Annotated in this window: 20 protein-coding genes; 7 read left to right on the top strand and 13 right to left on the bottom strand. The window is 68.5% G+C overall.

Translation table 11 applies throughout. The annotated features are described in order from the left end of the window. From E8A74_RS42085 to E8A74_RS42060, 6 genes are all read right to left on the bottom strand, one after another. On the bottom strand, positions 1–400 hold a 400-nt coding region (locus E8A74_RS42085; RefSeq protein ID WP_136934776.1), incomplete at its 3' end, for a response regulator transcription factor. A 383-nt stretch (positions 401–783) separates the two neighbouring features. Next, positions 784–2,952: an RCC1 domain-containing protein gene (locus tag E8A74_RS42080; RefSeq protein ID WP_136934775.1), complete on the bottom strand. Its 2,169-nt coding sequence runs from the start codon at positions 2,950–2,952 to the stop codon at positions 784–786. 63 nt (positions 2,953–3,015) lie between these two features. Next, positions 3,016–3,897: a hypothetical protein gene (locus tag E8A74_RS42075; protein WP_136934774.1), complete on the bottom strand. Its 882-nt coding sequence runs from the start codon at positions 3,895–3,897 to the stop codon at positions 3,016–3,018. Between the two features lie 255 nt (positions 3,898–4,152). Continuing rightward, the gene (locus tag E8A74_RS42070) at positions 4,153–4,962 is read right to left on the bottom strand and encodes an SDR family NAD(P)-dependent oxidoreductase (RefSeq protein ID WP_136934773.1); all 810 of its coding nucleotides are present in this window, start codon (positions 4,960–4,962) and stop codon (positions 4,153–4,155) included. 27 nt (positions 4,963–4,989) lie between these two features. After that, complete coding sequence (locus E8A74_RS42065; RefSeq protein WP_232379987.1) at positions 4,990–6,534, bottom strand: NHL repeat-containing protein; 1,545 nt, start codon at positions 6,532–6,534, stop codon at positions 4,990–4,992. Positions 6,535–6,722: 188 nt separating this feature from the next. Continuing rightward, positions 6,723–8,519 carry a flavin-containing monooxygenase gene (locus E8A74_RS42060; RefSeq protein WP_211365576.1) on the bottom strand — a complete coding sequence of 599 codons (1,797 nt, stop codon included), beginning with the start codon at positions 8,517–8,519 and terminating at the stop codon, positions 6,723–6,725. A gap of 100 nt (positions 8,520–8,619) precedes the next feature. On the opposite strand from E8A74_RS42060, the gene E8A74_RS42055 reads away from it, so the two are divergent. Next, positions 8,620–9,198 (top strand): TetR/AcrR family transcriptional regulator, encoded by a 579-nt coding sequence (locus tag E8A74_RS42055; protein WP_136934778.1) that lies wholly within the window; start codon positions 8,620–8,622, stop codon positions 9,196–9,198. Between the two features lie 18 nt (positions 9,199–9,216). Here the strand turns inward: E8A74_RS42055 and E8A74_RS42050 are convergent, their stop codons facing one another. Both E8A74_RS42050 and E8A74_RS42045 read right to left on the bottom strand, forming a co-directional pair. Beyond that, a complete protein-coding gene (locus tag E8A74_RS42050) occupies positions 9,217–9,840 on the bottom strand; it encodes a hypothetical protein (RefSeq protein ID WP_136934772.1) in 624 nt (207 codons plus the stop codon). A gap of 175 nt (positions 9,841–10,015) precedes the next feature. Then, entirely contained in the window at positions 10,016–11,233 is a 1,218-nt protein-coding gene (locus tag E8A74_RS42045; RefSeq protein ID WP_136934771.1) for an ATP-grasp domain-containing protein, read from the bottom strand. Between the two features lie 80 nt (positions 11,234–11,313). Between E8A74_RS42045 and E8A74_RS42040 the strand changes: the two genes are divergently transcribed. After that, positions 11,314–12,444 (top strand): endonuclease/exonuclease/phosphatase family protein, encoded by a 1,131-nt coding sequence (locus E8A74_RS42040; RefSeq protein WP_136934770.1) that lies wholly within the window; start codon positions 11,314–11,316, stop codon positions 12,442–12,444. Between the two features lie 114 nt (positions 12,445–12,558). Continuing rightward, entirely contained in the window at positions 12,559–13,554 is a 996-nt protein-coding gene (locus E8A74_RS42035) for a hypothetical protein (protein ID WP_136934769.1), read from the top strand. Between the two features lie 122 nt (positions 13,555–13,676). Here the strand turns inward: E8A74_RS42035 and E8A74_RS42030 are convergent, their stop codons facing one another. After that, positions 13,677–14,267, bottom strand: coding sequence for a hypothetical protein (locus E8A74_RS42030; protein ID WP_136934768.1), 591 nt, complete (start codon positions 14,265–14,267; stop codon positions 13,677–13,679). 116 nt (positions 14,268–14,383) lie between these two features. Here E8A74_RS42030 and E8A74_RS42025 point away from each other — a divergent pair, with 116 nt between their 5' ends. The 3 genes from E8A74_RS42025 to E8A74_RS42015 all read left to right on the top strand — a co-directional run bounded on the left by E8A74_RS42025 (position 14,384) and on the right by E8A74_RS42015 (position 18,009). Beyond that, positions 14,384–15,391: a hypothetical protein gene (locus E8A74_RS42025; RefSeq protein ID WP_136934767.1), complete on the top strand. Its 1,008-nt coding sequence runs from the start codon at positions 14,384–14,386 to the stop codon at positions 15,389–15,391. Positions 15,392–15,460: 69 nt separating this feature from the next. Continuing rightward, a complete protein-coding gene (locus E8A74_RS42020; RefSeq protein ID WP_136934766.1) occupies positions 15,461–16,594 on the top strand; it encodes a PAS domain-containing protein in 1,134 nt (377 codons plus the stop codon). Positions 16,595–16,809: 215 nt separating this feature from the next. Beyond that, the gene (locus E8A74_RS42015; protein WP_136934765.1) at positions 16,810–18,009 is read left to right on the top strand and encodes a hypothetical protein; all 1,200 of its coding nucleotides are present in this window, start codon (positions 16,810–16,812) and stop codon (positions 18,007–18,009) included. Positions 18,010–18,077: 68 nt separating this feature from the next. Here the strand turns inward: E8A74_RS42015 and E8A74_RS42010 are convergent, their stop codons facing one another. From E8A74_RS42010 to E8A74_RS41995, 4 genes are read right to left on the bottom strand one after another with little or no spacing between them, the layout of a single operon-like run. Beyond that, a complete protein-coding gene (locus E8A74_RS42010; protein WP_136934764.1) occupies positions 18,078–19,259 on the bottom strand; it encodes an MYXO-CTERM sorting domain-containing protein in 1,182 nt (393 codons plus the stop codon). Beyond that, the gene (locus tag E8A74_RS42005) at positions 19,256–20,377 is read right to left on the bottom strand and encodes a TolB-like translocation protein (RefSeq protein WP_136934763.1); all 1,122 of its coding nucleotides are present in this window, start codon (positions 20,375–20,377) and stop codon (positions 19,256–19,258) included. The genes E8A74_RS42010 and E8A74_RS42005 overlap by 4 nt, the downstream gene beginning before the upstream one ends. Positions 20,378–20,403: 26 nt before the next feature. Beyond that, positions 20,404–21,642 (bottom strand): CapA family protein, encoded by a 1,239-nt coding sequence (locus tag E8A74_RS42000; RefSeq protein WP_136934762.1) that lies wholly within the window; start codon positions 21,640–21,642, stop codon positions 20,404–20,406. Positions 21,643–21,676: 34 nt separating this feature from the next. Continuing rightward, positions 21,677–22,630, bottom strand: coding sequence for a hypothetical protein (locus E8A74_RS41995; protein WP_136934761.1), 954 nt, complete (start codon positions 22,628–22,630; stop codon positions 21,677–21,679). A 157-nt stretch (positions 22,631–22,787) separates the two neighbouring features. Between E8A74_RS41995 and E8A74_RS41990 the strand changes: the two genes are divergently transcribed. After that, entirely contained in the window at positions 22,788–23,342 is a 555-nt protein-coding gene (locus tag E8A74_RS41990; protein ID WP_136934760.1) for a hypothetical protein, read from the top strand. Positions 23,343–23,405 lie beyond the last annotated feature (63 nt).

Here is a 23,405-nt window from a genome sequence, read left to right as displayed (position 1 = left end):
GCGCGGCCGCCGGAGGCGGCGTGGTGCTGAGGGGGGTGGGCGGGGCGACGCGGCGGAGGACGGCGCGGACGCGGGCGACGATCTCGCGGGTGGAGAAGGGTTTGGTGACGTAGTCGTCGGCGCCGGTTTCGAGGGCGGCGACGCGGTCGGCTTCGTCGTCGCGGCTCGTGAGGACGATGATGGGCGTGCCGAGGCCGCTCCTGCGGACCTTGCCGATGAGGTCGAAGCCGCTGCCGTCGGGGAGCATGAGATCGAGCAGGACGAGGGAGGCGGCGTCGAGGGAGCGCTCGGCGCCTGCGAGGGTGCCGGCGAGGGTGACGCCGAAGCCGTCGCGACGAAGGGCGTACGCGAGGGACTCGGCGATCGCGGGCTCGTCCTCGACGATCAGGATGTGCGGCATGCGGGGAGGTATCGCGCCGCTCGGGGGCGGGTTCAACTGGGAAGGGCGGGGCAGGTTCGCGAGGGCGCGGCGCTGGGGCTTTGCCCCAGGCCCCAGCAGGGGGCTGTCCGCCCCCTGCACCCCGGACCAGCGAGGCGCTGGACCCAAGCTCGATGAACTGCGCGATGCGCAGCTCATCGAACAGGCCCGGGTCAAGACGCGCAGCGGCGTTGCCGATCAAGACAGCCGCGCTGCGGGTTCCGCTGGCGCCCAGGCTTCTTCGTCGGCCTGTTTGAAAAACTGCACACCGCGCAGTTTTTCAACCCTGGGTCCAGCGCCTCGCTGGTCCGGGGTCGAGGGGGCGGACAGCCCCCCGCGGGGTCCGGGGCGGAGCCCCGGGGCGGCTACCGCAACACCTCTGCCCGGATCGGCCGATACGACATCACGACGCGCCCCACGCCGAGCTGCCCGCCTTCGTCGCGCCCCCAGCACCACAAATGCTCGTCGTCCGTGAGCGCGCACGCGTGCTCGTATCCGACGCCGATCCGCGTCGCCGGTCGCGGCAGCGGCACCGTCTTCACGGTCCCCGGGTGATACATTTCCCAACAATGGACCTTTCCCGCGTGGATCGCGCAAAACATGTCGTTCGCGCCTGCAATTGCATCCGCCTGCGGGAGACCGTCGATCGCGACGGCCGAGGTCGGGCGGATCGTCGGTGTACCCCGCTCGATGGCCGGCTCGAAGCAGCGCAGCGCGCCGCCGGCCAGGGCGCAGAACGTCGAGGCGCCGCCGGCCAGGGCGGTCACACCGGTGAGTCCCGCGATTTTCGTGACCTTCGGGTTCGGCGGTTCCTCGGCGAAATCCTGATCCGCATCGAAGCGATGATCGTGGAAACAGGCGACGTGGCGATCGGCGCCCTCAATCACGCACATCGACTCGGCCGTGGCCTCGATCGAGACCGCGCCCGACACGCGCGGCACCTTTTGCCACGTATCGCCGTGATACCCGCCGGCCTCGCCGAGGTAAAACAGACAATGCGCATCGCCGCCGACGAGGGCGCACACGTTGTTGATGCGATCCGTGGCGAAATCGGTCGCCTTGCCAGGCAAGGCCGGCAGCCGGTCGCTGTCCCAGCGCGACGCGAGGGTGCAATGCCGACGGTTGTCCTGGTCCTTGCAACGGTCGACCTTGTTGAAGAACCCGCAACGCACGTCGCCGCCCGGCAGGAGCCCGCATACGGTGATTTGCCCGAGGTCCATGGCCACGACCCGGTTGGGAAAGCTCGCCTTTTGCGGCCATGGGCCGGGGTCGTTGTCGCCACCCCAGCAGGAGATGTCGCCGTCGGCGAGGAGACACGTCTCGCTCGACCCACCCTGGATGTCCGTCGCCCCCCGAAAGACGCCGACATCCACGGGGGTCGCCCGGTGGAGGGGTTTGCCGTCGCCGAGCTGGCCCTCTCGATGGAGGCCCCAGCAAAACACATCGCCGTCCGATTCGAGCGCGCAGGTATGGTCGTCCGAGAGCGCGAGATCGACGGCGTCGCTCACGCCCACGACGGGCACGGCGCCGCCCACGAGCGGCGCGTCCGGATCGATGCCAGTTTCGCCATGATAAGCATGTCCCCAGCAAGCCACGCGACCGATCGCGTCGATCGCGCAGACGCGCCCGCCCCCCGCCTGCACCCGGCGCGCGCCGCGCGCGAACGCAGGCATGTCGAGCTCGGGGAGGAGGGTCCCCTGGAAATCGGTGCCCAGGCAGAGCGGCGCGCCGTCTGTCTCGAAGCAGGCGTGGCTCCCCGCGGCGGAGACGCGCCGAAATGGCGCCGCGCCCGCGCCCTTTTTCGCGGAGACGGGCACCCACGTCGCCGCCGTGTCCTCCTTCCACGGGAGGTCTCCTTTGCATTGCGCCGCGCCGCCCTTCCGCGTGACGCATACGTAATTTTCCGCTGGAGCGATCGACGTGACGTCGTTGAGCCCGAGCCGAATCGCCGAGGTTTCGGAGGGGTTCCCGCTCTTGTCGAGCCACGTCGCGTCGCCCCAGCAGGCTGCGTCTCCGTTCCGAAGGATGGCGCAGCCCACCGTTTTCTGGACGACGATCCCCGTCGCGTCCGTGGCCCCGGTGATGGGCTGCTCGCGCTTCGTCGTCGGATCGGTGTACACCCAGCCCCAGCAGGACACGGCGCCTGCTTCGGTGAGCGCGCACGTGAAGCCGGATCCGGCCGCGATATCGACGATACGCTCCCCGAGCACGACGTCGGCGACGTGGGCATTTTCGGCGGATCCCGGGGCGAGCTGCTGGTGCTCGTTCTCCCCGACGCAACGGGCCACGCCCTCGGCGCCGAGCGCGCAGGTGTGGTTGCTCCCCGCGACCACGCGGCGGACCTGACCAAGCTTCACGGGCGCGGGGGAGACGGCAGGGGAGGCGCTGGCCACGGGGGCGGCGGTCGCGACGGTCGGCCCGGGTTTCGATGCGGCGGGCGAGATCGGCGGCGGGGTTTTTCCGGATGCAGCGGGGCGGCTGCACGCGGCGAGCGCGAGGAGGAGCAGGGCCAGGCGGGGGCGGGAGGAGCGCACGCGGCGACGTTATTCGGAAGGAGGACGTTTGTCACCCCTTCGTGGAGGTGGGTTCTCCTCGCCTCAGATATCGCAGGACGAGGACGTGTGGTATTGCTCCCTCACGCCCCACGCGAAGCCGTCGCCCGACACGTATTCGACACGGTTGGAGTAGGTCCGGGGGGTGGCCCCGCTGGGGCCGCTCCACCAATATTGCCAGTTGATGCTGGAGTAGAGGCCATACCGAAGGCCGAACAGCGGTCTGAATACGATGCAGTCACCGGGGCCTGCGTAGCTATACGTGATGTCCGCATCGACGGTGCCGGTGGTGCAGAACCCGGTGCGGTAGCGACGAATCGCCTGGGCGTTGTCGTACCACGACAAGGTGCCCGTATAGGAAGCGAAGCAGCCCGGGCCGCTGGGATAGGAGGCCCCTCCATCGTCGCACACGAAGGTCTGGATGCTCTCGTCGCAGGCGGAGAGGAGGCTTTGGGGCTGGGGCGTCGCCTTGAGCTCGTTCAGGAGCCAGCCCTGCGGCGGGAGCGTGCCGTCGACCGTCGGCGTCCGCGTCCCTTCGGCGCGCATGGCCTCATGGTAGGCGACGAGGCGACGGGGGATCTCCTGCTCCGGGGCTGCGAGGGCGCGGAACAAGTCGAAGGCGTTCGCCTCGGCGAACTCCGGGCGCTGCATGACCGTGTGATGGTGGGCGTCCCCCACCTCGGCGACGCTGAAGCTGCCGTCGTCGTGCGCGTAGAACTGTACCTCGGCTCCGTCGGGGAGAGGTAGGGTGGCCACGAGCTCGCCGTCGGGGGACGCGAGGTCGGCCTGCGCCGAGAGGTCCGCACCATTGTTGTCCTCGACGGCGATTCCATCGTCGTCGAGGGTGGCGCAGCCACCGAGGGCGACGGAGGCGACGAGAACGCTCGGGGCGAGCAATCGACCGGCGATGAGGGATGCGATTCGCATGGGGGTCCGGCTCCTGGGCCGTGGCTCCCGCCGTTCATCGGCGGCGCGCATGGCCCTGCCTGGCCCTTGGCAATCGCCGTGCCACGTCGGTGCGGAGGGCGGTGCGCCGAACCGCCGGGATTCTTGCGGTGGCTTGCGCCGTGTGGACGCCAGGGTGTCACGTCGGAATGACACCGGGCCATGACACCTGTCGCGGCGATGTGACAGCTCGACGAGCGGGGGGAGGCGTGGGGCCAGAGTTGCCCCAAAGGACGGTTACTTCGGCAACAACGCGCGCATCTGGTCGTAGATGAATCGCGCCGCGCGCTGGGGGTGCAGCCTGTAGATGGCATCCATGAGCCTGGCGTCGGGCCCGACCAGGACGCGGTACGCGTCGTTTTCGATCCCGTCGAGGATGATCTGCGCGGCGGTGCCGGGCGCCAGCATCTTGGGCACCGGCGCCGCTCCCTCCTTCACCTGCAGGGTATCCATCACGCCCGAGTTCACCGCGATGTTCGTGCCAATCGCGCCCGGAAACACCACCGTGACCTTCACGTTCGTCCCCAAAAGCTCCGAGTTCAAGCCCTCCGTCAGGAGTTTCACGGCTGCCTTGGCGGCGCCGTAAATCGTTTGTCCCGGGACGGGAAGAAATCCTCCCATGCTGGAGATGTTCGTGATGTGTGCTTCCGGGCGTGCGAGCAGGTGCGGCAGGAACGCCTTGGTCATGTAGAGCGTCCCGAACAGGTTGACGTTCATCACCCGATCGATCGCTGCATACTCGAGATCCTGTAGCCGGACGAACGGTTGAATGATGCCCGCATTGTTGATGATGCCGTCCACCGCCCCGAAGCGCGCGATGACCTGGGCCGGGAGCGCATCCACCGCGTCCCGATCCGTGATGTTCACGATGTAGGTGGAAAGCCTGTCCCGATCGCGCCCTGAAAGCGCGAGGGTCTCTTCGAGGGCAGACGCGTCGATGTCGACGGCGGCGACGCTCGCGCCCTTCGACAGAAGCCCGAGGACGAGCCCTCTGCCTATGCCATTTCCGCCGCCGGTCACGACGACGACCTTGTTTCGGACCTTCATGGCCGTACACTCCTCCCCAAGGGGGTTTCAGGGCGCTGGGACGAATCGATAAAGCGCGCTCTCGATGTCCGACGATAGATAAATGGTGCCCGAGCGACCCACGGCGACGCCCGTGGGGACGTAGCCCGGCGGCAGGCCCTCGCTCTCGGGCAAACCGATGGGCAGGCCGCTCGCGAGCACGGTGGCGCGCCCCGTGGCCGGATCGATACGCAAAAGCTGCTTGCGGCCCACCTCGGCGACGATCAATCCGCCGTCGGGGTGCCGGGCAATGCCCTCGGGCGCCTGAAGGTCGCTGGCCACCGTCTGCTTGGATCCATCCGACAAACGCACCCGGGTCACCCGCCCCGAGCGCACCTCGGTGACGTAGACCCCAGGCTCCTTCGCCTCCGTGTCGGCCACGAGCCCCACGGGACCCTCCAATCCCTCGGTCAGAACCGTGGTCTTCGCGGGTTCGGTGGGTTCGACGCGCACGAGCTTGCCCGTTTGGGCCTCTGCGACGAGCAGCGTGCCATCGGCGAGCTCGAGCGCGCCCTGGATGCCATTCGTGTTGGGAATGGTCCGCAGGATTTCCCCGGAGGCCCGATCCAGCACCTGCACGCTCGCGAGATAGGCGCTGCTCAGCACCATGTGCTTCGCGCCCAGGCTCACGTGCATCGGGAAGTTCAGCCGGGTGGAGAGGACACGGGTCGTCTCGGAGATCTTCCCGTCACGCCCTCCCACCCGGCGAAGGGCATACACATCCGCCACGTACAGGCGCTCGTCCGGATCCTCCGGCGCGACCGCGAGGCCGGAGGGTACGGTCAAGCGCGCCTCGACGAGGGTCCGGATGGAACCGTCGGCGGGATTCACGACGCGGATGTCGTTGTCCACCATGTTGGACACGTACACCTGGTCGTCGGGGCCGACGGTCAGGTTATCGAGTCCGGTGGGCAGATTCGCGACGACCTTTTTTTCGCCCGTGGCCGCCCGGACGCGGACCAGCTCACCGCGCGCCGCGTCGACCACGTAAAGATTCTCGCGGCGCGCGTCGAAGTTGACGGCGGTCGGCATGGCAAAACCCTGCGCCACGACCTCCATGGCGCCGGTGTCCACGTTCAAGCGGACGATTTGCCCCTTGAGCAGGATCGGGCCGTACAGCCGGTCGTCCGTGCCAAACTCGAACCCATTGAGGAAGCCGGGATTGGCGAGGACCTGGCGCGGAGGCTTGTTCCCGTCCGGATCCACTTCCGACAGCGCATCGACCCCCCGGCCGAGCTGGGTGATGTAGAGCCTGCCGTCGCGGCGGAAGGCCAGCGAGTTGAGGCCCGGCAGATCCTTGGCGAGGACGCGCGTCGTTCCATCCGGCGTGCGCCGCATCAACCGGCCGGAGAAAAAGCCGGTCCAGTAGATGGATCCATCGGGCCCCAGGGTCACGTCGTCCGCGCCGCCGAGGGGAGGCCCCACCAGGGTGGAGACCGCGCCGCTGCGCAAATCGACGGAATGGACGGAGTGGCCGAGCAGATTGCTGGCCAAAAGGTGCCCATGGCCGTCGAGGGAAAGCCCATGGACGCCCTGGAAAGGCGAGCCGGCCACGACCACCTCCTTGCGATAGGCCTGGGAAGGGCCCTGGGGAGGCGTCTGTGGCGAGGCCGGGGGCTCAGCAGCCGGGGGAGCCGCGGCCGGGGGCTGGCATCCCAGCAGCAAGCAGGCGATCAGGGATGGGAAGGGGAATCGATACACGGTGGGACCTCCGGGGGGCTCAGGCGTTCACGTCTTGCCGATCAGCCATGCGTCAGCTCCAGCCCCGCGAGATCGTCGGCCTTGCGCCAGTTCTGCAGGATCTCGAAGAACTCGAGCGTGCCGCCGTTGAACGCGGCGAAGCGCGCGAGGCTCATCGCGAGGATGCCCTCGTTGTTGTAGTAGCCGGGCGTGCATTCGGGGCCGCCGAAGGCGATGGGGTTCGTCATGAGGCTGCCGAGGATCACCTCCCACCATTGCTGCTGCGCCTGCTCCGTCGCCTCGATGGTCTCGACGCCTTGCTCGAGGCAACGCTCGATGATGTAGGCGGCGTGCTGCGCCAGCTCGTCGAGGACGTGGACGAAGTTGATCGCCCAGCCGCTCTGGGTGGGGCTGAAGATCAGGAGGTTCGGATACCCGCGGGTGTGCATGCCGTGGAGCGTCGTCGGGCCCTCGGCCCAGCTCTCGCGCAAGGACTTGCCGCCGCGCCCGCGGATGTCGAAGCCCAGCCGGCGGGTGTATTCGCTCGAGACCTCGAAGCCCGTGGAGTAAATCAAGCAATCGACGGGGTACTCCTTGCCGTTCACGACCACGCCGGTGGGCGTGATGCGCTCCACGCCCTTTCCGTCGGTGTCGACGAGCTCGACGTTCGGGCGGTTGAACGTCTCCAGGTATTCGTCGTGGAAGCAGGGGCGCTTGCAGAGCTGGTTGTAATAGGGCTTGAGCGCCTCGGCCGCCGCGGAATCCTTGACGATGGAGTCCACCCGCGCGCGGATCTCCTCCATCTTGCGGTAATCGGCGAGCTGGCGCAGCTCGGCCACCTCCGCGGGGGTCTGGGCGCGGCGGGTCTCGGCGTCGTCGAAGATGTAGGTCCAGCCGTCCTTCACCAGGTCGACGTCCTGCTTTCGACCCGAGACGATGGCGGTGAAATTGACCATGCGCTCCCGTTGCCAGCCGGGCGCGAGCGTCTTCGCCCAGGCCTCGTCGGTCGGCTGGTTGTTCCGTTCGCCGACGCCCGAGGGCGTGCGCTGAAAGACGTACAATTGCTTGGCCGAAGCGCCGAGGTGGGGAATCGCCTGGACCGCGGTCGCTCCCGTCCCGATGATGCCCACGCGTTTGTCGGCGAGCCGGGTCATGCTGCCCGCGGGGCCACCGCCGGTATAGGCATAGTCCCAACGGCTCGTGTGGAAGCTGTGCCCCTTGAACGTCTCGATCCCCGGGATGCCGGGCAGCTTCGCCTTGTGGAGGATGCCCCCGGCGATGATCACGAACCGCGCCGCGAGTTTGTCGCCGCGGCTCGTCGTGACCGTCCAGCGCCGCTGCTCCTCGTCCCAGTCCATCTGCTCGACCTCGGTCTGGAACAGCGCCGCCTTGTAGAGGTCGAATTGCCGGCCGATTCGCTGGCAGTGGGCGAAGATCTCGGTCGCCTTGGCGTACTTCTCCGTCGGGACGTAGCCGGTCTCTTCGAGCAGCGGCATGTAGATGTAGGATTCCACGTCGCAGGCGGCGCCCGGATAACGGTTCCAGTACCAGGTGCCGCCGAAGTCGCCGCCCTTCTCGACCACGCGGAAGGAATGAACCCCCGCCTGGCGCAGCCGCACCGCCGCGAGCATGCCGCCGAAACCTCCGCCGACGATGAGCACGTCGATCGTCTCGGTCACCGCCGGACGGGTGAACCCGGGCTCGACGTAGGGATCCTTGTCGAAGTCCGCGTACACCTTGCTGAGCTCGAGGTACTGGGTGCTGCCGTCGGGGCGCAGCCGCTTCTCCCGCTCAAGCCGGTACTTCTCCTGCAACGCCTCCGGAGAAAAAGCGGCCTCACCCTTCTTTGTCGCATCCATCCGCACACATCCTTTCGGCTCGACAGCCACCAGCCATGTACACGACTGTGTACATGGCTGGACATACCTCTGTCTTCGGCGTAAGTAAACAACCGTGTACATGCCTCGCACCGAGCCCAAGAAGCCGACGCGGCAGCGCGACGCGGACCGCACGCGCACCGCGATCCTCGACGCCGCGCGGACCCTGTTCTCGACACGAGGCTTCACGAACACCGGCGTGCGCGAGGTGGCCGAGCTCGCCGGGGTGAACTCCGCGCTCGTCGGCCGCTACTTCGGCTCGAAAGAGGGGCTCTACCGGGCGACGCTGGAGCGGATCATCGACATCTCCCCGATGCTCCACGGGGATCGGCGCCGCTTCGGCGTGGACATGGTGGCCATCTTCTGCGACACGCAGGACGCATCGGGCCCGCTGGCGATGATGATCCTCTCGGCGGCCGACCCCGCGGCGCACGCGGCGAGCATCGAGTTTCTCCAGACGAAGGTGATGGTGCCGCTGGCCGCGTGGCTCGGGCCCCCGAACGCCGAGGAGCGCGCGGCGCGGCTCAACATCCTCTGGACCGGCTTCCTCACGAGCTGGAAGCTCTTGCCCCTGGAGCCGCTCTCCGATGCGCGCATCGCCTCCACCCGCCGCTGGCTGGAGGCCGCGACCCAGGCGATCGTCGACGAGGGCACGGGCTGATCGAGCGAGGACGCCGCGTCAGGGCTGGTTCGGCCACCCGCGGACGAAGGTCGAGAAGAACGGCAATGCATGCATGGAGGGGTGGGGATCCACCTGCGTGTCCACGCCGCTCCGCGTGCTGACGAATTCCCCCTCCCACACGACCGCCCCCGACTTCGTATCGACGAGCGACACCCGCCCCGAGAGCGTGGATTGGACGGTATTGCCGGCCATGTTCCCCCCGCCATGGACGGCCTGCTCGTAATGCAGGCGCGACAGGGCAAAGTAGCGAGCATTCAGGGACGCCGTGAGCTCGGCGAGTCGAGCCGGCTCGGTGCCCCCCTCCTCATAGACACGCATGAACTTGGCCTCCTCTTCGAGCGCCCCCTGGAGGGCCCGATCGTGCGAGGCGCTGCTGGCGAGGTGGATGTCTTCGCGTGTTTGGAGGACCGCACGAACGAAGGCGGCCGCCATCAAGGAGCGCTCCTGGGGGCCCACCTTGTCGTCGTCGAACTTCACGGGCATGATCGCGATTTTGCCGCCGACGAGGTCCTTGGACGTCAACGCGGGATCCACGCGGAGGATCGTGGGTTGCCATGCGCAGCCCGCGAGGGCGCCGAGCCCGAGGACGGGCATCGAGGCAAGGAGCAGCGCAGAGGCCACGCGCCGGAGCCGACCAAGGAATGTCGATGACGGAGCTGGGCGCGTCGAGCACATGTCGTTCACGAAAAAACCTCCCACTCTCCCGGACCGAGAGTTCGGATGTAAAGTCGTCCTGCCAAACGATCCTGGCAGGAAGGGCAGGAAGGTGTCAAGCGTCACCGCGGACGACGGACGTTCATTCGAGCTCGACGCGGAGAATCTCGACCGCCTGCCGCAGTGCCTGCGCGACCAGATCCGTGTCCTCGTGCCGCAGCATCACGAACCCCACCCCATCGTAGGCATTGCCCTGCTGCTGCCCCGGCGTGGGCAGGCGCGCCTCGACCACGAGCGAGCCGATCTCCGCGTTCGCCTCGGCGATCCCGTGCACCGCCTTCACCCGACCCGTCCCCGCGCCGCGCAGGTACGCCGCGCCCACCGCGTATTTCCGCTCTGGCACCTCGAACGTGTCGTCCACCATGAGCTTCGCCCAGGCATGGTGGAAATCGACGTCGTGCGCGTGCGAGAGCAGCGTCATGAAATGCGCGCCGGGCGGGCGCGCGCCGATCTCCGAGACGGCCACGCTTCCATCCGGCCGCTGGAACCATTCCATGTGCGTCAGGCCCGTCGTGAGCCCGAGCGCGCGGACCGCGTTCTCGCCCGTCTCCCGGATCGCGACGTACGCCGGCACATCCACGTGCCGCGGCGACAGGACGCACCATTGCATCCACGGGTTTTCCATCACGGTGAGCGGCGACGGCCAGTACTTCGAGATCGAATACCAGACCATCCGGCCGTTCACCGTCACCGCGTCGAGCGAATGCTCCTCGCCCCGCAAAAACTCCTCGAACAGGACGGGGCCGCTCTCGGCTTGCATCCGCGCGAGGTATGCGTCGAGGTCGTCCTGCGTCTCCAGGCGGAAGGTGTCCACGGAGCAAGCCCCGGCCGGGGGCTTGACGACGACCGGGAGGCCGACGTCGGCGAGGAAGTCGAGGGCCTCTTCGCGGCGGTGGGCGAGGCGGTGGCGCGCGCAGGGGACACCTTTGCTCTCGAAGATGGTCTTCATCACAGCCTTGTCGCGGAAGTTCCGCGCGACCTCGGGCGACATGCCCGGCAGGCCGAGCGCGGCGCGGACCTCGGCGAGCGGCTCCTGGAGCGGCTCGAGCGAGCCGATGAGGCGATCGATGGGCCCCATCTGCCCCGCGATCCCCTGGACGCCCTCGGCGATCTGGCGCGGATCGAAGGCGTTTTGCACCTGCCAATGGCCGGCGAGGCGATCCTTGATCGAAGGCGGGAGCTTGTCCGCCGGATCCTGGGCGAGGACGCCCAGGCGAACCCCGGGCACGTTCGCGGTTCCGGAGACGAACTTGAGGGCGCCCTCCGTGACGAACGGCAGGACGAAGACCACGTTGCGCATGGCCGGCAGACTACAGGCGAGAGGGCCGCCCCGGAAATCCTTTTGACACGCCCCGCGCGCAAGCATAACCGAAGGGGGCGATGACCCGCCCCGACGTGGTCCCTTCTCCCGGCTCGCACGTGGCGCACGACGGCTCCGTGTCCTTCGTCTACCGCGACGAACGCGCTTCGAGCGTGCTCGTGGCCGGCGATTTCACCGGCTGGGGCAAGGACCCGATCCCGCTCGTGAAGCGCGAAGGCACCGATCTCTGGGTCCTCACGACGCGGCCGCTGCCCCGCGGCGTGCACGCGTACAAGCTCGTCGTGGATGGTCGATGGACCGCGGACCCGGCAAACCCGCTCGACGTCGACGACGGGCTCGGGGGGCGGAACGCGGCGTTCGTCGTGGGAGGGCGTGATCTCGGGGATCCCGCGGCGATCCGCGTGCTCTCGCTCAACCTGCACACCTACCAGGAGCGAGGCCTGCGGGACGGCGTGGTGGTGAACGATTCGATCCCGAAGATCGAGCGGATCGCGTTCGGCGTGGCGGCGATGGGGATCGACGTGCTCCTCTTGCAGGAGGTCGGCGAGCACGTGTCGAACCCGGCCGAGCCAAACGCCGGGCGGATCTTGCAGGAGCACCTCGAGCGGTTCACGCGGCGGCGCTGGGAGCACGTGTGGAGAGAGGCCCACATCGGGTTCGACGTGTACCGGGAGGGGCTGTCGATCCTGTCGTCGGGCCCGATCGAGGACGTGGCGGTCTTGCAGCTCAGCGAAGGCCCGCTCGCCCGCATCGCGCTGATCGCGCGGACGACGATCAAAGAGACCAAAATCCGGGTGGGGACGACGCACGTGTCGTGGGGATCGGACGGCGGGACGCAGGTCGCGCGTCTGCTTGCTGAGGCCGCCCGGCTGCCGGGCGGGGATCACGCCGCGACGCTCTTGGCGGGTGATCTCAATGGAAGCCCCGAGGATCGGCAGGTCGCGCTCTTCGTGGAGCGAGGGTATACCGACGTGGGAATGGCCACGCGGAACGTGTGGCCCACGTTCGGCGAGAAGACGCTGACGAGCCGGATCGATTACCAGATGCTCCGGGCCACGGCGGGCCGGCGCGCGGCGCGTATCGAGGCGTTCGTCCGGGTGTTCGACGGCGCCGGGCCCGAGGACGGGCTGCACCCGCGCGTGAGTGATCACGCGGGGATCGTGGGCGCGTATCGCTGGGACATGGGATAGGTCGGCGCCCGTCGTGGTCTGGCCTGCCAAGCCGCGCACGAAACCCCCTCGGATTTTTTCGCACCTCGCGCTTGCTCTCGGATACGTTGGGCTCGGAGAGGAGAGGGTAGGGTCGTGAAAAACGCAATTGGGGTTCGTCGAAAGGCATCACGTTTCGTTGCGTTAGGATTTGCCTTCGGCGGCCTTTCGGCTGTCCTTCCGGCGCGCGCGGAAAACGCCCCGGCGGAGGCGCCGCCCGCTGCGCCCGAGGCCACGCCCGAGGCCGCGCCGGCGAAAAAGACGCCGGCGCCGTACTCCTTGCCCTTCATGCTTCGGCCCCTGACCGCGGGGAACGTGGTTCGTCTCGACACGACGCTCGCGTTCTCGACGACAAAGACCACGGTCCCGGTGCTCCTGCTCGGGAGCTACAAGATCCTGCCGAACCTCGCGGCCATCGTGCGGCTCGGCATGATCCACAGCGAGACGCAGGGGCCCGAGGGCACGAAGGCCACGTCGTTCATCAACCCCGCGATCGGCGCGCTTTACTCGATTCCGCTCGGCGAGTCGTGGAAAGTGGGCCTCTTCGCGGCCACGACGATCCCCGTGGGCACGGGCGGTGGCGACAAACCCGACGCGGCGACCCGCACGGCGAACCTCGACGGGATTTATGCGCGCGCCTCGATGGACAACGCGCTCTTCCAGATCAACTACATGACCCCGATCGTCGGCGCGGGCATCGGCTACATCGCGAACGGGATCACGCTGCAGGCCGAGGTGACGCTCCTCCAGCTCCTCCGCGTGCGGGGCGCCACGCTCGACAAGGACGCGGCGCGGACGAACCTCACGGCGGGCCTGCATTTCGGCTGGTTCGTCCTTCCGCAGCTCTCGTTCGGCACCGAGCTGCGTTACCAGTTGTGGGTCTCGAACGGGACGATCGAGAAGGGCCCGGATCCCACGCGGATCGACAACTGGACGCTCGGCTTCGGCCCCCGCGGGCACTTCAAGCTGAACGACAAGATGTGGCTACGTCCCGGTGTCTCCCTGACGATGGGCCTCGATCTGCCGACGGGATTCTCCTCGGGCGGCCTCGAGTACAAGATCGTGCAGATCGACGTGCCGTTCGTCTTTTAACAGCCTGTGGAATTATCGTCGCGAGCGCCCCGAAGCTAGGGCGACGGAGCGAGGAATCCTCAAGGATTTCGAGTGATGTCGACCGACGATTCGGGGCGCGCAGCAGATAAGTCCACAGGCTGTTAACCCACGGCCGCGTGCAGCACCTCGCGCGTCGCGCCGAGCAAGCGCTGGTAATGCTCGGGCACGGGGCGCAGGCCCGCCATGAACATCACGAGGCCGCCGGGGCGCATCTCCAGGTGGCCCTGAAACCCCCAGCTCGCGAGCATGGAGCGCAAGCGCGAAGGGAACGCGGCGGCGGCCTCGGCGGGCGAGACGGCGAACGTCGTGACGTGCTCATCCCAGAGTTTGTCCCCGATCTCGACCTTCGGCGGCGGCGCGCTTTCGAGGTAAGCGACGCGCGTGACGAAGTGCTCGCCGACCCGCATGGCCGCGCGGCGCACGAGGCGCGGGTGCGTCGCGTACGCGAAGACGGTTCGTTCGAGCGGCTCGGTGTCGAGATCCGTGGCGTACCAGGGCTCGACGAGCACGTACGGGCCGTGCGGCGTATGGCGCGTGACCGCGTGGAGGTACTGGCCCGGGGGCGCGATGTTGTCGTGTGGCTCCCACGGGCGGAACCAGCTCTCCCCGGGGAAAGGGCTCCACGTGAAGCCATTCGCGTACGCCCACGCGCCGATACGCTCCGCGCTGAAGGATCTCTGAGGGCCCGACACGCGGCGAGAGCGTAATCCGGGAGGCTCGCGAAGCAAAGGCCGAAGAGGACGGGCTCGCGAAACGCGGCGGGGGAGGGTATCCTCGCCTGCGGGACGGCATGACACGGATCGCGCCTTTGGCGACGTCACACGCAGGGGATCGTCTGGCCGACGGGATGCGGGTGTTCGCCTTGCCTCCGCCGGAAATCGGGGACGTACGTTCGGTCGGAAGTACGGTGCAGGCCGGCGAGAAGCCGGTGACGCTCTCGCTGCGCGTCGCGCGGACGTCCGTGCTCGCGGGGCTCGCCGCGGTCGCCGTGGGCTTGGTCTCGTTCGTGCCCATCGGCATCCTGGTATGGCTGCTGCGGCAGACGTTCGGCCTCGGCTCTCCGTGGACGGAGTCGATCGCAGGCGCGCTCGCCGTGATCGCGGCCGCCGCGGGGGCCTGGTTCGCGGCGCCGATCGCGTGGAAGGTGAATGGCCCGACCGCGTTGTGCACGTACGTCGGCAAGGACGGGCTCGCGCAGTACACGTGGGGGGATCCGCTGCCGCGCGTGGTGCTCCGCTTCGAGGACGCGCGCGCCCTGGTAAAGACCGTGCGCACCCGCCCAAAAGGCGAGACGAGCCGCGTCGAATTCGACCTGCGCTGGATGGGGCGCCGGAGCGTCGGCGCGGCGTTCCGGATCCACGGTCATTACGACGGGGAAAAACCGAGCGTGGGGGTGAAGCTGGAGCACCAACCGTATCTTTTCGCCGTGGCGGCCGAGCGAGCCTGGAACGACTGGCTCCTTCGAAAGGCGCGAGAGGATGTGGAAGCACACGGCGCGATCGAGATCGGGCGCGATGCACGGGACCCTTCGAGGCGCGCGCGGATAGGGCTCGGATTCATTGAGCTTTTCGACGGCGAACGTGTGGAACGGTGGAGCGCGATCGAGGTGGACGAGATCGACGTGAAGGGCGGGACGGTCGTGATCCGCAGGATCGATCCGATGCGGGGAAAGCGCTCGATCGAGCGCCGCTATCCGGGCAGCGCGCCGGGGGCGATGGATAACGAGAGCTTTTTTCCGCTCGTGCTTCGCGAGATTGCGGGATTGCCCGTGGAACAACACGAGCCGGGCCTGGGAGAGAGGCGCGCGGCGGGGTAGACATCGCGCGGTTTCCGTCTTAGACGAGGTCCCCCAGCGACGTCACGCGTCGCCTGCGAAGCCCGACCCATGAAGCTTCACGAACGGCTCGCCGCCCTGGAATCCTCCCCGGTCCCGACCTGGGTGTTCGATCTCGACTTTTTCCGGCAGCGCTGGGCGAACAAACCCGCCCTCGAGCTTTGGCGTGCGAGCACCGCGGAGGAGCTCTACGGCCGCGATTACTCCGATATGTCGGAGTCGACGCGAGCGCGGATGCGCGGGTACATCGATGGATTCCGCGTAGGGCGGACGGCCGAAGAGGAATGGACGCTCTATCCGAAGGGCGAGCCCGTGACGGTGAAGCTCTTCATGACGGGCGTGCCGCTCGACGACGGCCGGACGGGCGTGCTGATCCAGGGGTTCGTCAAGGAGAAGGCGCCGAGCCCGGATCTCGTGCGCAGCATCGAGGCGCTGCGGCACACGTCGGTGATGGTGACGCTGCTCGACATGGCGGGGGAGATTGTCCTGCAAAACCCTGCGGCCCAGCGGGCGTTTGGGGCCTCGGCCCCATTTCATGCGCGCTTCCCGGACGACGTGGTCCCGGAGACGTTGCTCGCGGCGGCGCGGGACGGGGAGGTATTTTTGCTGGAGACCGCCGTGCGCACGGAATCGGGCGAGCGCTGGCACGCAATCGAGGCGCGTACGCTGCCGGATCCCGCGACGGGGCAGACGGTGATCCTCGTGCACCACACCGACGAGACGGCGCGGCGTGGGGCGGAGCGGCGGGCGGCCGAGGAGGGGCAGCTCGCGGAGGCGCTGCGGGGGACGCTCGCGCTCGTGGAGCGGCAGAAGCAGGAGATCCTCGCCCTCTCGGCGCCGGTGCTCGAAGTCTCGGCCCGCACGATCGCGCTGCCGATCATCGGGGCGCTTGATGCGGCGCGCGCGGCGGAGATGGAAGGCCGGATCCTCGGGGCCGTTTCGGCGCGCGGCGCCGAGCACGTGATCCTGGATCTGACCGGCGCGGACGCGCTCACGGCGGAGACGGCCGAGCAAGTGGCGCGCCTCGGACATGCGATTCGTCTGCTCGGGGCGCGGCCAATCGCCACGGGCATCACGTCGAAGCTCGCGCGGACGTTGGTCCATGCCAATGTGGACCTCGGGGAGATCCTTTTGCTCCGGAGCCTGCGCGACGGAATCGAGGCGGCGCGGCGCGAGCGGACGTAAAATCGTTTCCCGGGCAAAAGCTTGGTGCGGGGGGACTGGCCGACGCACCATGCCCGCATGATATTGGTGGCTGTTGCGTAGGGAGCAGGTTTTCGGCGCGAGACGCTGGGTACGGCCGCGCTGAAAAGCCATCGGACCCCGCGGTGACGCGTCCGGGACAAACCGCGTACGGCGATAACACCGGGCGCGCCTCCGCGGAGGGGGCGGGGATTGTCATGAAGCGTGACATGCATGGGTTGTTCACGGTCGCTCTGGCGCTCGTGCTGGGAGCGGGCTGCGGTGAGACGTCGGTCTCCGAGATGGGAGAGGCGGAGCCCCTCGGGGAAAACGAGGAGGCGCTCACCAATTGCTTGGTCGATGCCACGAAGGAGCTTTTCATCACGGATCTTTCGGTGATCCAGGACGATCGAGCGCGTGGATTCGGAAAATGGTCGTTCGGGTACGCAGTCCAGGAAATGACGAAGGGCCACGCCGAGCAGGAGTTCATCAAGAGATTCATGGAATCGTGGCTCACCGACCAGACCGTCGACGGGCTCACGATCAAGGCGCGCCCGCGGATGGAGGAGCTCGTGCTCGCGCCCTGGCGGGCGAAGAGCGCGGACGGCAAGACGTACGAGCTCGACAAGGCGCCGATGTCTCTGCTCGCCATCGTGTATCGGCTCGATCTGCGCAAGCGGCTCAACGTGGGCGAGGGGGTGGGCGAGGGGCGGCTCGTATACCAGGTGCACGGGCCCGACGGGCGTGCCCTGCCGTTCACCATGATCTTCGAATACAAGCTGCCGGCGAACCGGGGCCAGACGCCGGAGTCGTGGGCGCGCGAGTTCCACGCGCTCGGGGCGCTGCCGTTCGGGCCCGATTACAACGCGAAGCTCGAAGCGCTGACCGAGAAATTCGTGAGCGCGAAGTCGTGGCAAGGGATGCCCGCGGGCAGCGTGCTGAACCAGCTCCGGACGAACGAGATCGCCTTGACCTCCGGCGACGCGACGCCCCTGTGGGAGCTGCGGCAATTCGAGATCGACTCGCGCGGCAGGCTCTTGCCGGCGAGCGTGGGGCTGACGCCGGACCTCGTCCACAACAAGACGCCGCTCCTCACCGAGTTCGTGCGGCAGAACGAGCGCAAGATCCTGGACGGGACGTACAAGGTGGGGGCCCGGTTCAAGGGCCAGCCATTCAACGGTGGATCGGCCCGCGTGCCGACGAACACCTTCATCTGGGAGATCCCCGACGTGGCAGACGATCTTCGGCAGAAGTTCTCGGTCGGGACGTGCAATGGTTGCCACGCGGGCGAGACGAGCACGAACTTTCTTCACGTGTCGCGGAGCCGCAGCGGCCCGGAGACGCGCATCTCGGATTTCATCCTGCAAAAGGAGCTGCCGTTCCGCGTGCAGGAAATGAGGTCGCTCGCCTGCCCGTGATGCGGGCCCACGCGTGAAGCCGGGGAGGGCCGGGGCGACGCGTCCCCGGCCCCCGTCGGCCCCTGGGATTACCGGCGGCGGCGGCGCGCGCCGAGCCCACCCAAGGCGGCGATCGTCGCGAGGCCGAGCCAGCCGGGGATCGTTTCGTGGGTGCCGGCGGCGCGGCATTGGCAGGTGATGACGCCGCGGACCGCGCCATTGCCGTCGTCGTCGGGGCCGGCTCCGCCCGCGCCGCCGTTTCCGCCTGCGTCTCCGCCTGCGCCTGCTCCGCCGCCGTTGCCACCGCCGCCGCCGCTCCCGCCTGCGCCGCCGTTTCCGCTTCCGCCTGCGCCGCCGCTTCCGCCCGCGCCGCCGCTTCCGCCGACCGCGCCGCTGCACGTGGTGACGTGGGTCGGGCGTTTGGCTTCGCAATCCGTGGGGGAGGCGCAATCGGGATCGGAGAGCGCGGGCGGGCTCGTGCCTCCGCCGATGTCGCCGGGGTTCGGGTAGGCCGGCTCGATCGTCTCCCACTGGCTATTGAATTCCATGAACCCGAAGACCTTCTCCTGGTAGGGCGCGGCGCCGCCCACGGACGGCTTCCACACGCCGCGGTTCGGGTCGTAGTTCGGGTTGTTCGGGTTGTTCACGTAGGCGAGGCCATTGTAGGCCCACGTGGCCGTGTACCAGTGCTCGACGATCTTGGGCTGGTTGTCGCCGACGCATTTCGTCGCCTTCCATTTCGCCGCGAGGATGCGGGTGCTCGTGGCGAGGTTGTAGAAAGGATCGGAGGCCACGCGCTCGCGGTCGAAATCCGGGGTCTCACCGACGTGCATCCCGCTCGTGACCTGGCCGATGCCATAGCCACAATCGAAGGAGATGATCGTGCGTGATGCGCCGCCGACCTGATCCGACGGCAGCGTGGGGACGCAGAACTGGCGCCAGCCGGACTCGACCTTCGTGAGGGCCTTCAGCAATTCGCAAGGGAACCGCGCGGAGACGGATTGGTAAGGCTCGGGGTTGCCGCAGCCCTGGCCGATGTCGGCGACGGAGGGGCCGTCATTCCCCCAGGCCGCGGGGCCCTGCGAGACGATGTCGAAGATGTCGTTCCATTCGTCGTTCGTGGGGTTCGTCCCGGCCACGGCCTCGATGGCGCAGCCTTGATCGTTCGCGGGGCTCGACGCGGTGTAGGAGGGGCAATACGCAGCGGCGCCGCCACTCGCGGCGAGGAGGGCGAGCGAGGCGGCGGCGGCGAGGGGAAGCTTAAGGCTCAAAGCGCACCTCCATTCTCGAGGTAAAACCCGGCCACGGCCACGCGGCTCCCGCGGGGCGCAGGGAGGACAGCGGCGGCGCCGGTCTCCGTGTCGACGAGGAAAGGCACGGCGAGCGCGCTCGGTTGCGTGTGCAAGGCGGCGATCCAGCGGGAATCGGCGGTCGTGGCGGCGACGATGTCGACGCCGGGGCCGAGGGGGCCGGCGAGCTGCGCCTCGGCGTCGAGCGTGGAGAGGCCACGGCCCGGCGGATTGTAAAGGACGCCGCCGCTCGGGAGGACCGCGGGGGCGAGGTTCATGTTGGGGCTCGAAAAGAGCCGGCGCGCGCGGCCCGAGGCGAGGTCGATTTCGTCGACGACCCAGGTGCGGCTGTTCGTCTCGTGGCGTCCTTGGAAGACGAGTTTTTCCCCGCGGGCATCGACGGAAAAATCACGGGCGAAGGCCGGGAGGTCGTCGACGATGGGACGTACGGCGCCGCTGTCGGGATCCACGGCGACGATGTCGGCGTGATCGGGCAGGACACGATAAAGGAGGATCTCGCTACCGGCCGCGCCCGCGAGGAAAAGGAGGTGGCCGTGCTCGGCGTGGACGGCGCGGGTGTTTCCAGTCGCGAGGTCGACCTCGTCGACGGTGAGGGGATCGACGCGCAATCGGCCCTCGATTTCGGTGCCTGCGCGGCCGCGGGAGACGAAGACGCGGCCGGCCGGAGTGACGAGGGGGCGGCTCGCGTGGACGACCCCGGCGACGAGCGCCTCGGGCGGCGCGTGGGGCCGCAGGCGGAAGAGCGAGGCATTAAAGGAGGCGTCGCGCGAGGGCGTGGTATCGGCCGTGGCGAGGACGTACGGCGTGCCCGGGACGACGGCGGCGCGCACGGCGGCGTCGGGCAGGTGCGCGAACGTGGCGACAGGGGCGGGATCCGCGCCTCCGCCGGCCTGGACGAGATAAAGCGAGGTGACCTCGGCGCCCGGGAACGTGGCCAGGACGGCCACGCGAGGCCCCCGGACTTCGGGCGGCGCTGCGGCGTGCGCGGGCGTCGCGCCCTCGGGTCCGGCGGCTGCGAATGCGAGTGCGACCGCGACGCACGAGGCGCCGAGGCCGAGGAGGAGCTTTCGCGTGAACATGGAGGAAGGGTAATGCCCGGCGGGGACTACGGAAAGTTCGGTGCAAGAGAATCTGAGGATCTCGGTGTTTCGGCGCGCGTCGGCGGTTTGACGGGCGCGCATCCGTCCTCGCCGGCGGGGCCGAGGATCGCGCCCCCGACGCGGCGCGACAAGGCCTGGAATCGACCAAAGAAGTGGGAGTCGTAGGCCTTGCGCCTCGGGTCGCGGGCGAGGGGGATCGGCTCGATGCCGTGAATGCGGAAGGGGCACGCGAAGAGGCGGGGCGGGGCGCCCTTTTCGAGCTCGATTTTCACGGCGAGGCCCATCTCGGTCCAGGGATGGCCGCTGTGCATGCGCATGAGCAGGTTGCCGAGGCTGTAGACGATGGGCTTTCCGGCGTGGAACGAGACGCCTTGCACGACGTGCGGGTGGTGGCCGAGGAAGGCGTCGGCGCCCGCGTCGAGGACGGCCTCGGCGAGGGCGCGCGTGCCGGGGAGCGGATCTTCGCGGTATTCCTCGCCGCCGTGATGACTGACGAGGATGCCGTCGAGGTCGCCTCGTGCGCGGAGCGCCCGCACGGCGCGGACGAGGGCCTCGCGATCGGCACTGGCGACGTGGGCGCGGCCCGGGTGCTTGGAAAGGGCGCCCTGGTTCCAGACGTCGGTGACCGCGAGGAAGGCCAGGCGAAACCCGCGCCGCGTGACGATGGCGGGCTCGAAGGCCTTTTCGAGGGTCGCGCCCGTGCCCGCGTGCAGGACGGAGGCACGATCGAGGTGATCGAGCGTCTCCAGCAGGGCCGATTTGCCGTAATCCCAGGCGTGGTTGTTCGCCGTGGAGACGACGTCGATCCCGGCGCGCGCGAGGGCGTCGGCCGAGGCGGGCGGGCCATTGAAGACGAGGTTGTTCTCGGGGGAGACGGTCTCGGTTCCCTGATCGCTGATCGGCCCCTCCAGGTTGACGAAGCGCACGTCCGCCGCGCGGAGGAGGGGTTCCATCGGCGCGAACAGGGCGCGGTCCGGCTCGCGCAGGAGGATCTGGCCGACGAGGCGGCCGAAGCTCACGTCGCCCGCGGCGAATACGGTGACGAATGCAGGGGGGTTCGTGGGGGCATCCGGCGTCGCGGCGTCGCGCGTGGCCTCGTGCCCGGCATTCGGGGGGGCCGGGGCGGGCGCCGCGGGGGCGGGCGCGGGTGCGAGATTCGTGGTGTCCCCGCAATCGTTCCCACATGCGGCGACGGCCACGACGAGCGCGAGGGCGAGAGGAGCTTTGACTCGATGCAGAGCCATGCGGAGAGTTCCTCCGGGTAGCGCGTCGCCGAGCCTAACGCCATAGGCGCGCGACGATGATCCCGAGCTCGGCGAACACGACGAGGGTGGCGCATTGCAAGATGAACCGGTTTGTCGAGGAGTTCGGCTTCCCGCGCACCATTCGGTGGAGAAGGAGCATCATCGGCAGGCTCAGGAAGATCCCCGCGAAAAAACCTACCCAGAGCGGCTCGCAACACTCCGGGCCCGCGCTGCACACGAGGCTCGATCCTTCCCCGTCCGATTCGACACAGTGGCTCGGCGCGAGGCCGAACATGACCAGCGGGGTCACGATGAGGCCGAGGAAGCCAAAAACGCAGCCGGCCGTGGACGCCGCGGCCTGGTGATCCATCGGGGGTGCCTCGCCGCTCGCCCGGAGGGGAGGCAAGGACGCGGCGAGGCGGACGAGGGCGTCGACGATACGCGCGCCGCGCGCCTGATCGGGCGCGGGTTGGGTGAACTCGACGAGATCGAGCGAGATCTCGCCGGCGCTCGTTTCGTCGATACGGACCGTGTGGCATTTGTCGCGGAGGAGCGAGAGGATCGCGGCGCGGGCGTCGGGCGAGGCGAGGATGGCGCGGACGAGATCATCGTTGATCAACGTATCAATGAAGACCTCGTCGTCGAAGGAGGGGTCGCCGGTCTGGATCTCGTGATCCACGCCGCTCTTTTTGCCCTCACGATTCGACGCGGTCTCTTTGCGGAGCAGGAGGCGCATGGGCCTCGGGACGAGCAGCGGTCCTTCACGGCGGCCATTGCGATACCCCGCCAGGACGGCGCGCGGCGGGGAGCCGTGCTCCAGAATGGCGGTCTTCACGTCGAGAGAGTCGGTCGAGCCGGGGCTGAAGCGGACGTGGATGGTCCGGCCGTCCTCCCTGACGATGTCGAACGCATTCGTGTCGGCCGAGACGCCGGCGAGGGCGCGGAGCTGCTCGACGAGGGTCTTGTCGGAGGGATCGATCCGGTTCACGTGGGATGTTCTACAGGGGTCGGGCGAGGGATTTCAACGATGGGCGTGCGGGCGGGGGCGGCCTTTCGCGGCATCGCGCGTGCAGACATGGAAGCGGTGAGCAAAGACCGGTCTCCCCCGGGGGGCCGATCGCATTCGTCAGGAAGGGAGAATGACCATGGCCGTGCTCTCGACGTCCGCCTGGGTGCTGCATGATCTCGGCCTCGCCGCCGGCTTCGGTGGACCGCTCTTCGGCAAGCTCGCGCTTTCGCGCGCGGTCCAGGACATCGGCTCCGAGCAGGAGCGAGGACAGGTCCTCCACGACGCATGGAGCAACTACAACGTGGTGACCGCGGCGAGCCTGGGCGTCGCGGCGCTGACCTGGTTCATCGGCCGCGCGGCGATCTCGGGGCGCTCGATCGACGAGGAGACACGCGGGCTCGTCCTCGCGAAGGACATCCTGCTCGGCGCCGCCGTCCTCACGGGCGCGGCGAACATCCTGAGCGGTCAAGAGCTCGGCAAGCAGGCCCCGGAAGGCGCCGTGCCCGTGCAATCGGGGAGCGAGCCGTCGGCCCAGACGCCCGAGGAGGCAAGGGGGTTCATGCGGTTGTTGAACGTGATGGGACCGATCAACCTGGCGTGCACGGCAGGCGTGATTGGTATCACAGCGATTCTGGCGATGAAGTCGGGACAGTCGACGAAGTGGAGCTTCCTCTCGAGGCTCCTGCCCTGAACGGGCGCTCGTCCCCCGATTCGAAAGAGAAACGCGGCGCGCGTGGCCTCTCGGCCCGGGCGC

It is taken from the genome of Polyangium fumosum (assembly GCF_005144585.1).
In the GTDB taxonomy this organism is placed as follows: Bacteria; Myxococcota_A; Polyangia; order Polyangiales; family Polyangiaceae; genus Polyangium; species Polyangium fumosum.
The sequence above is the reverse complement of the archived record's forward strand: the minus strand, read 5'-3'. Positions and strand labels throughout refer to the sequence as shown.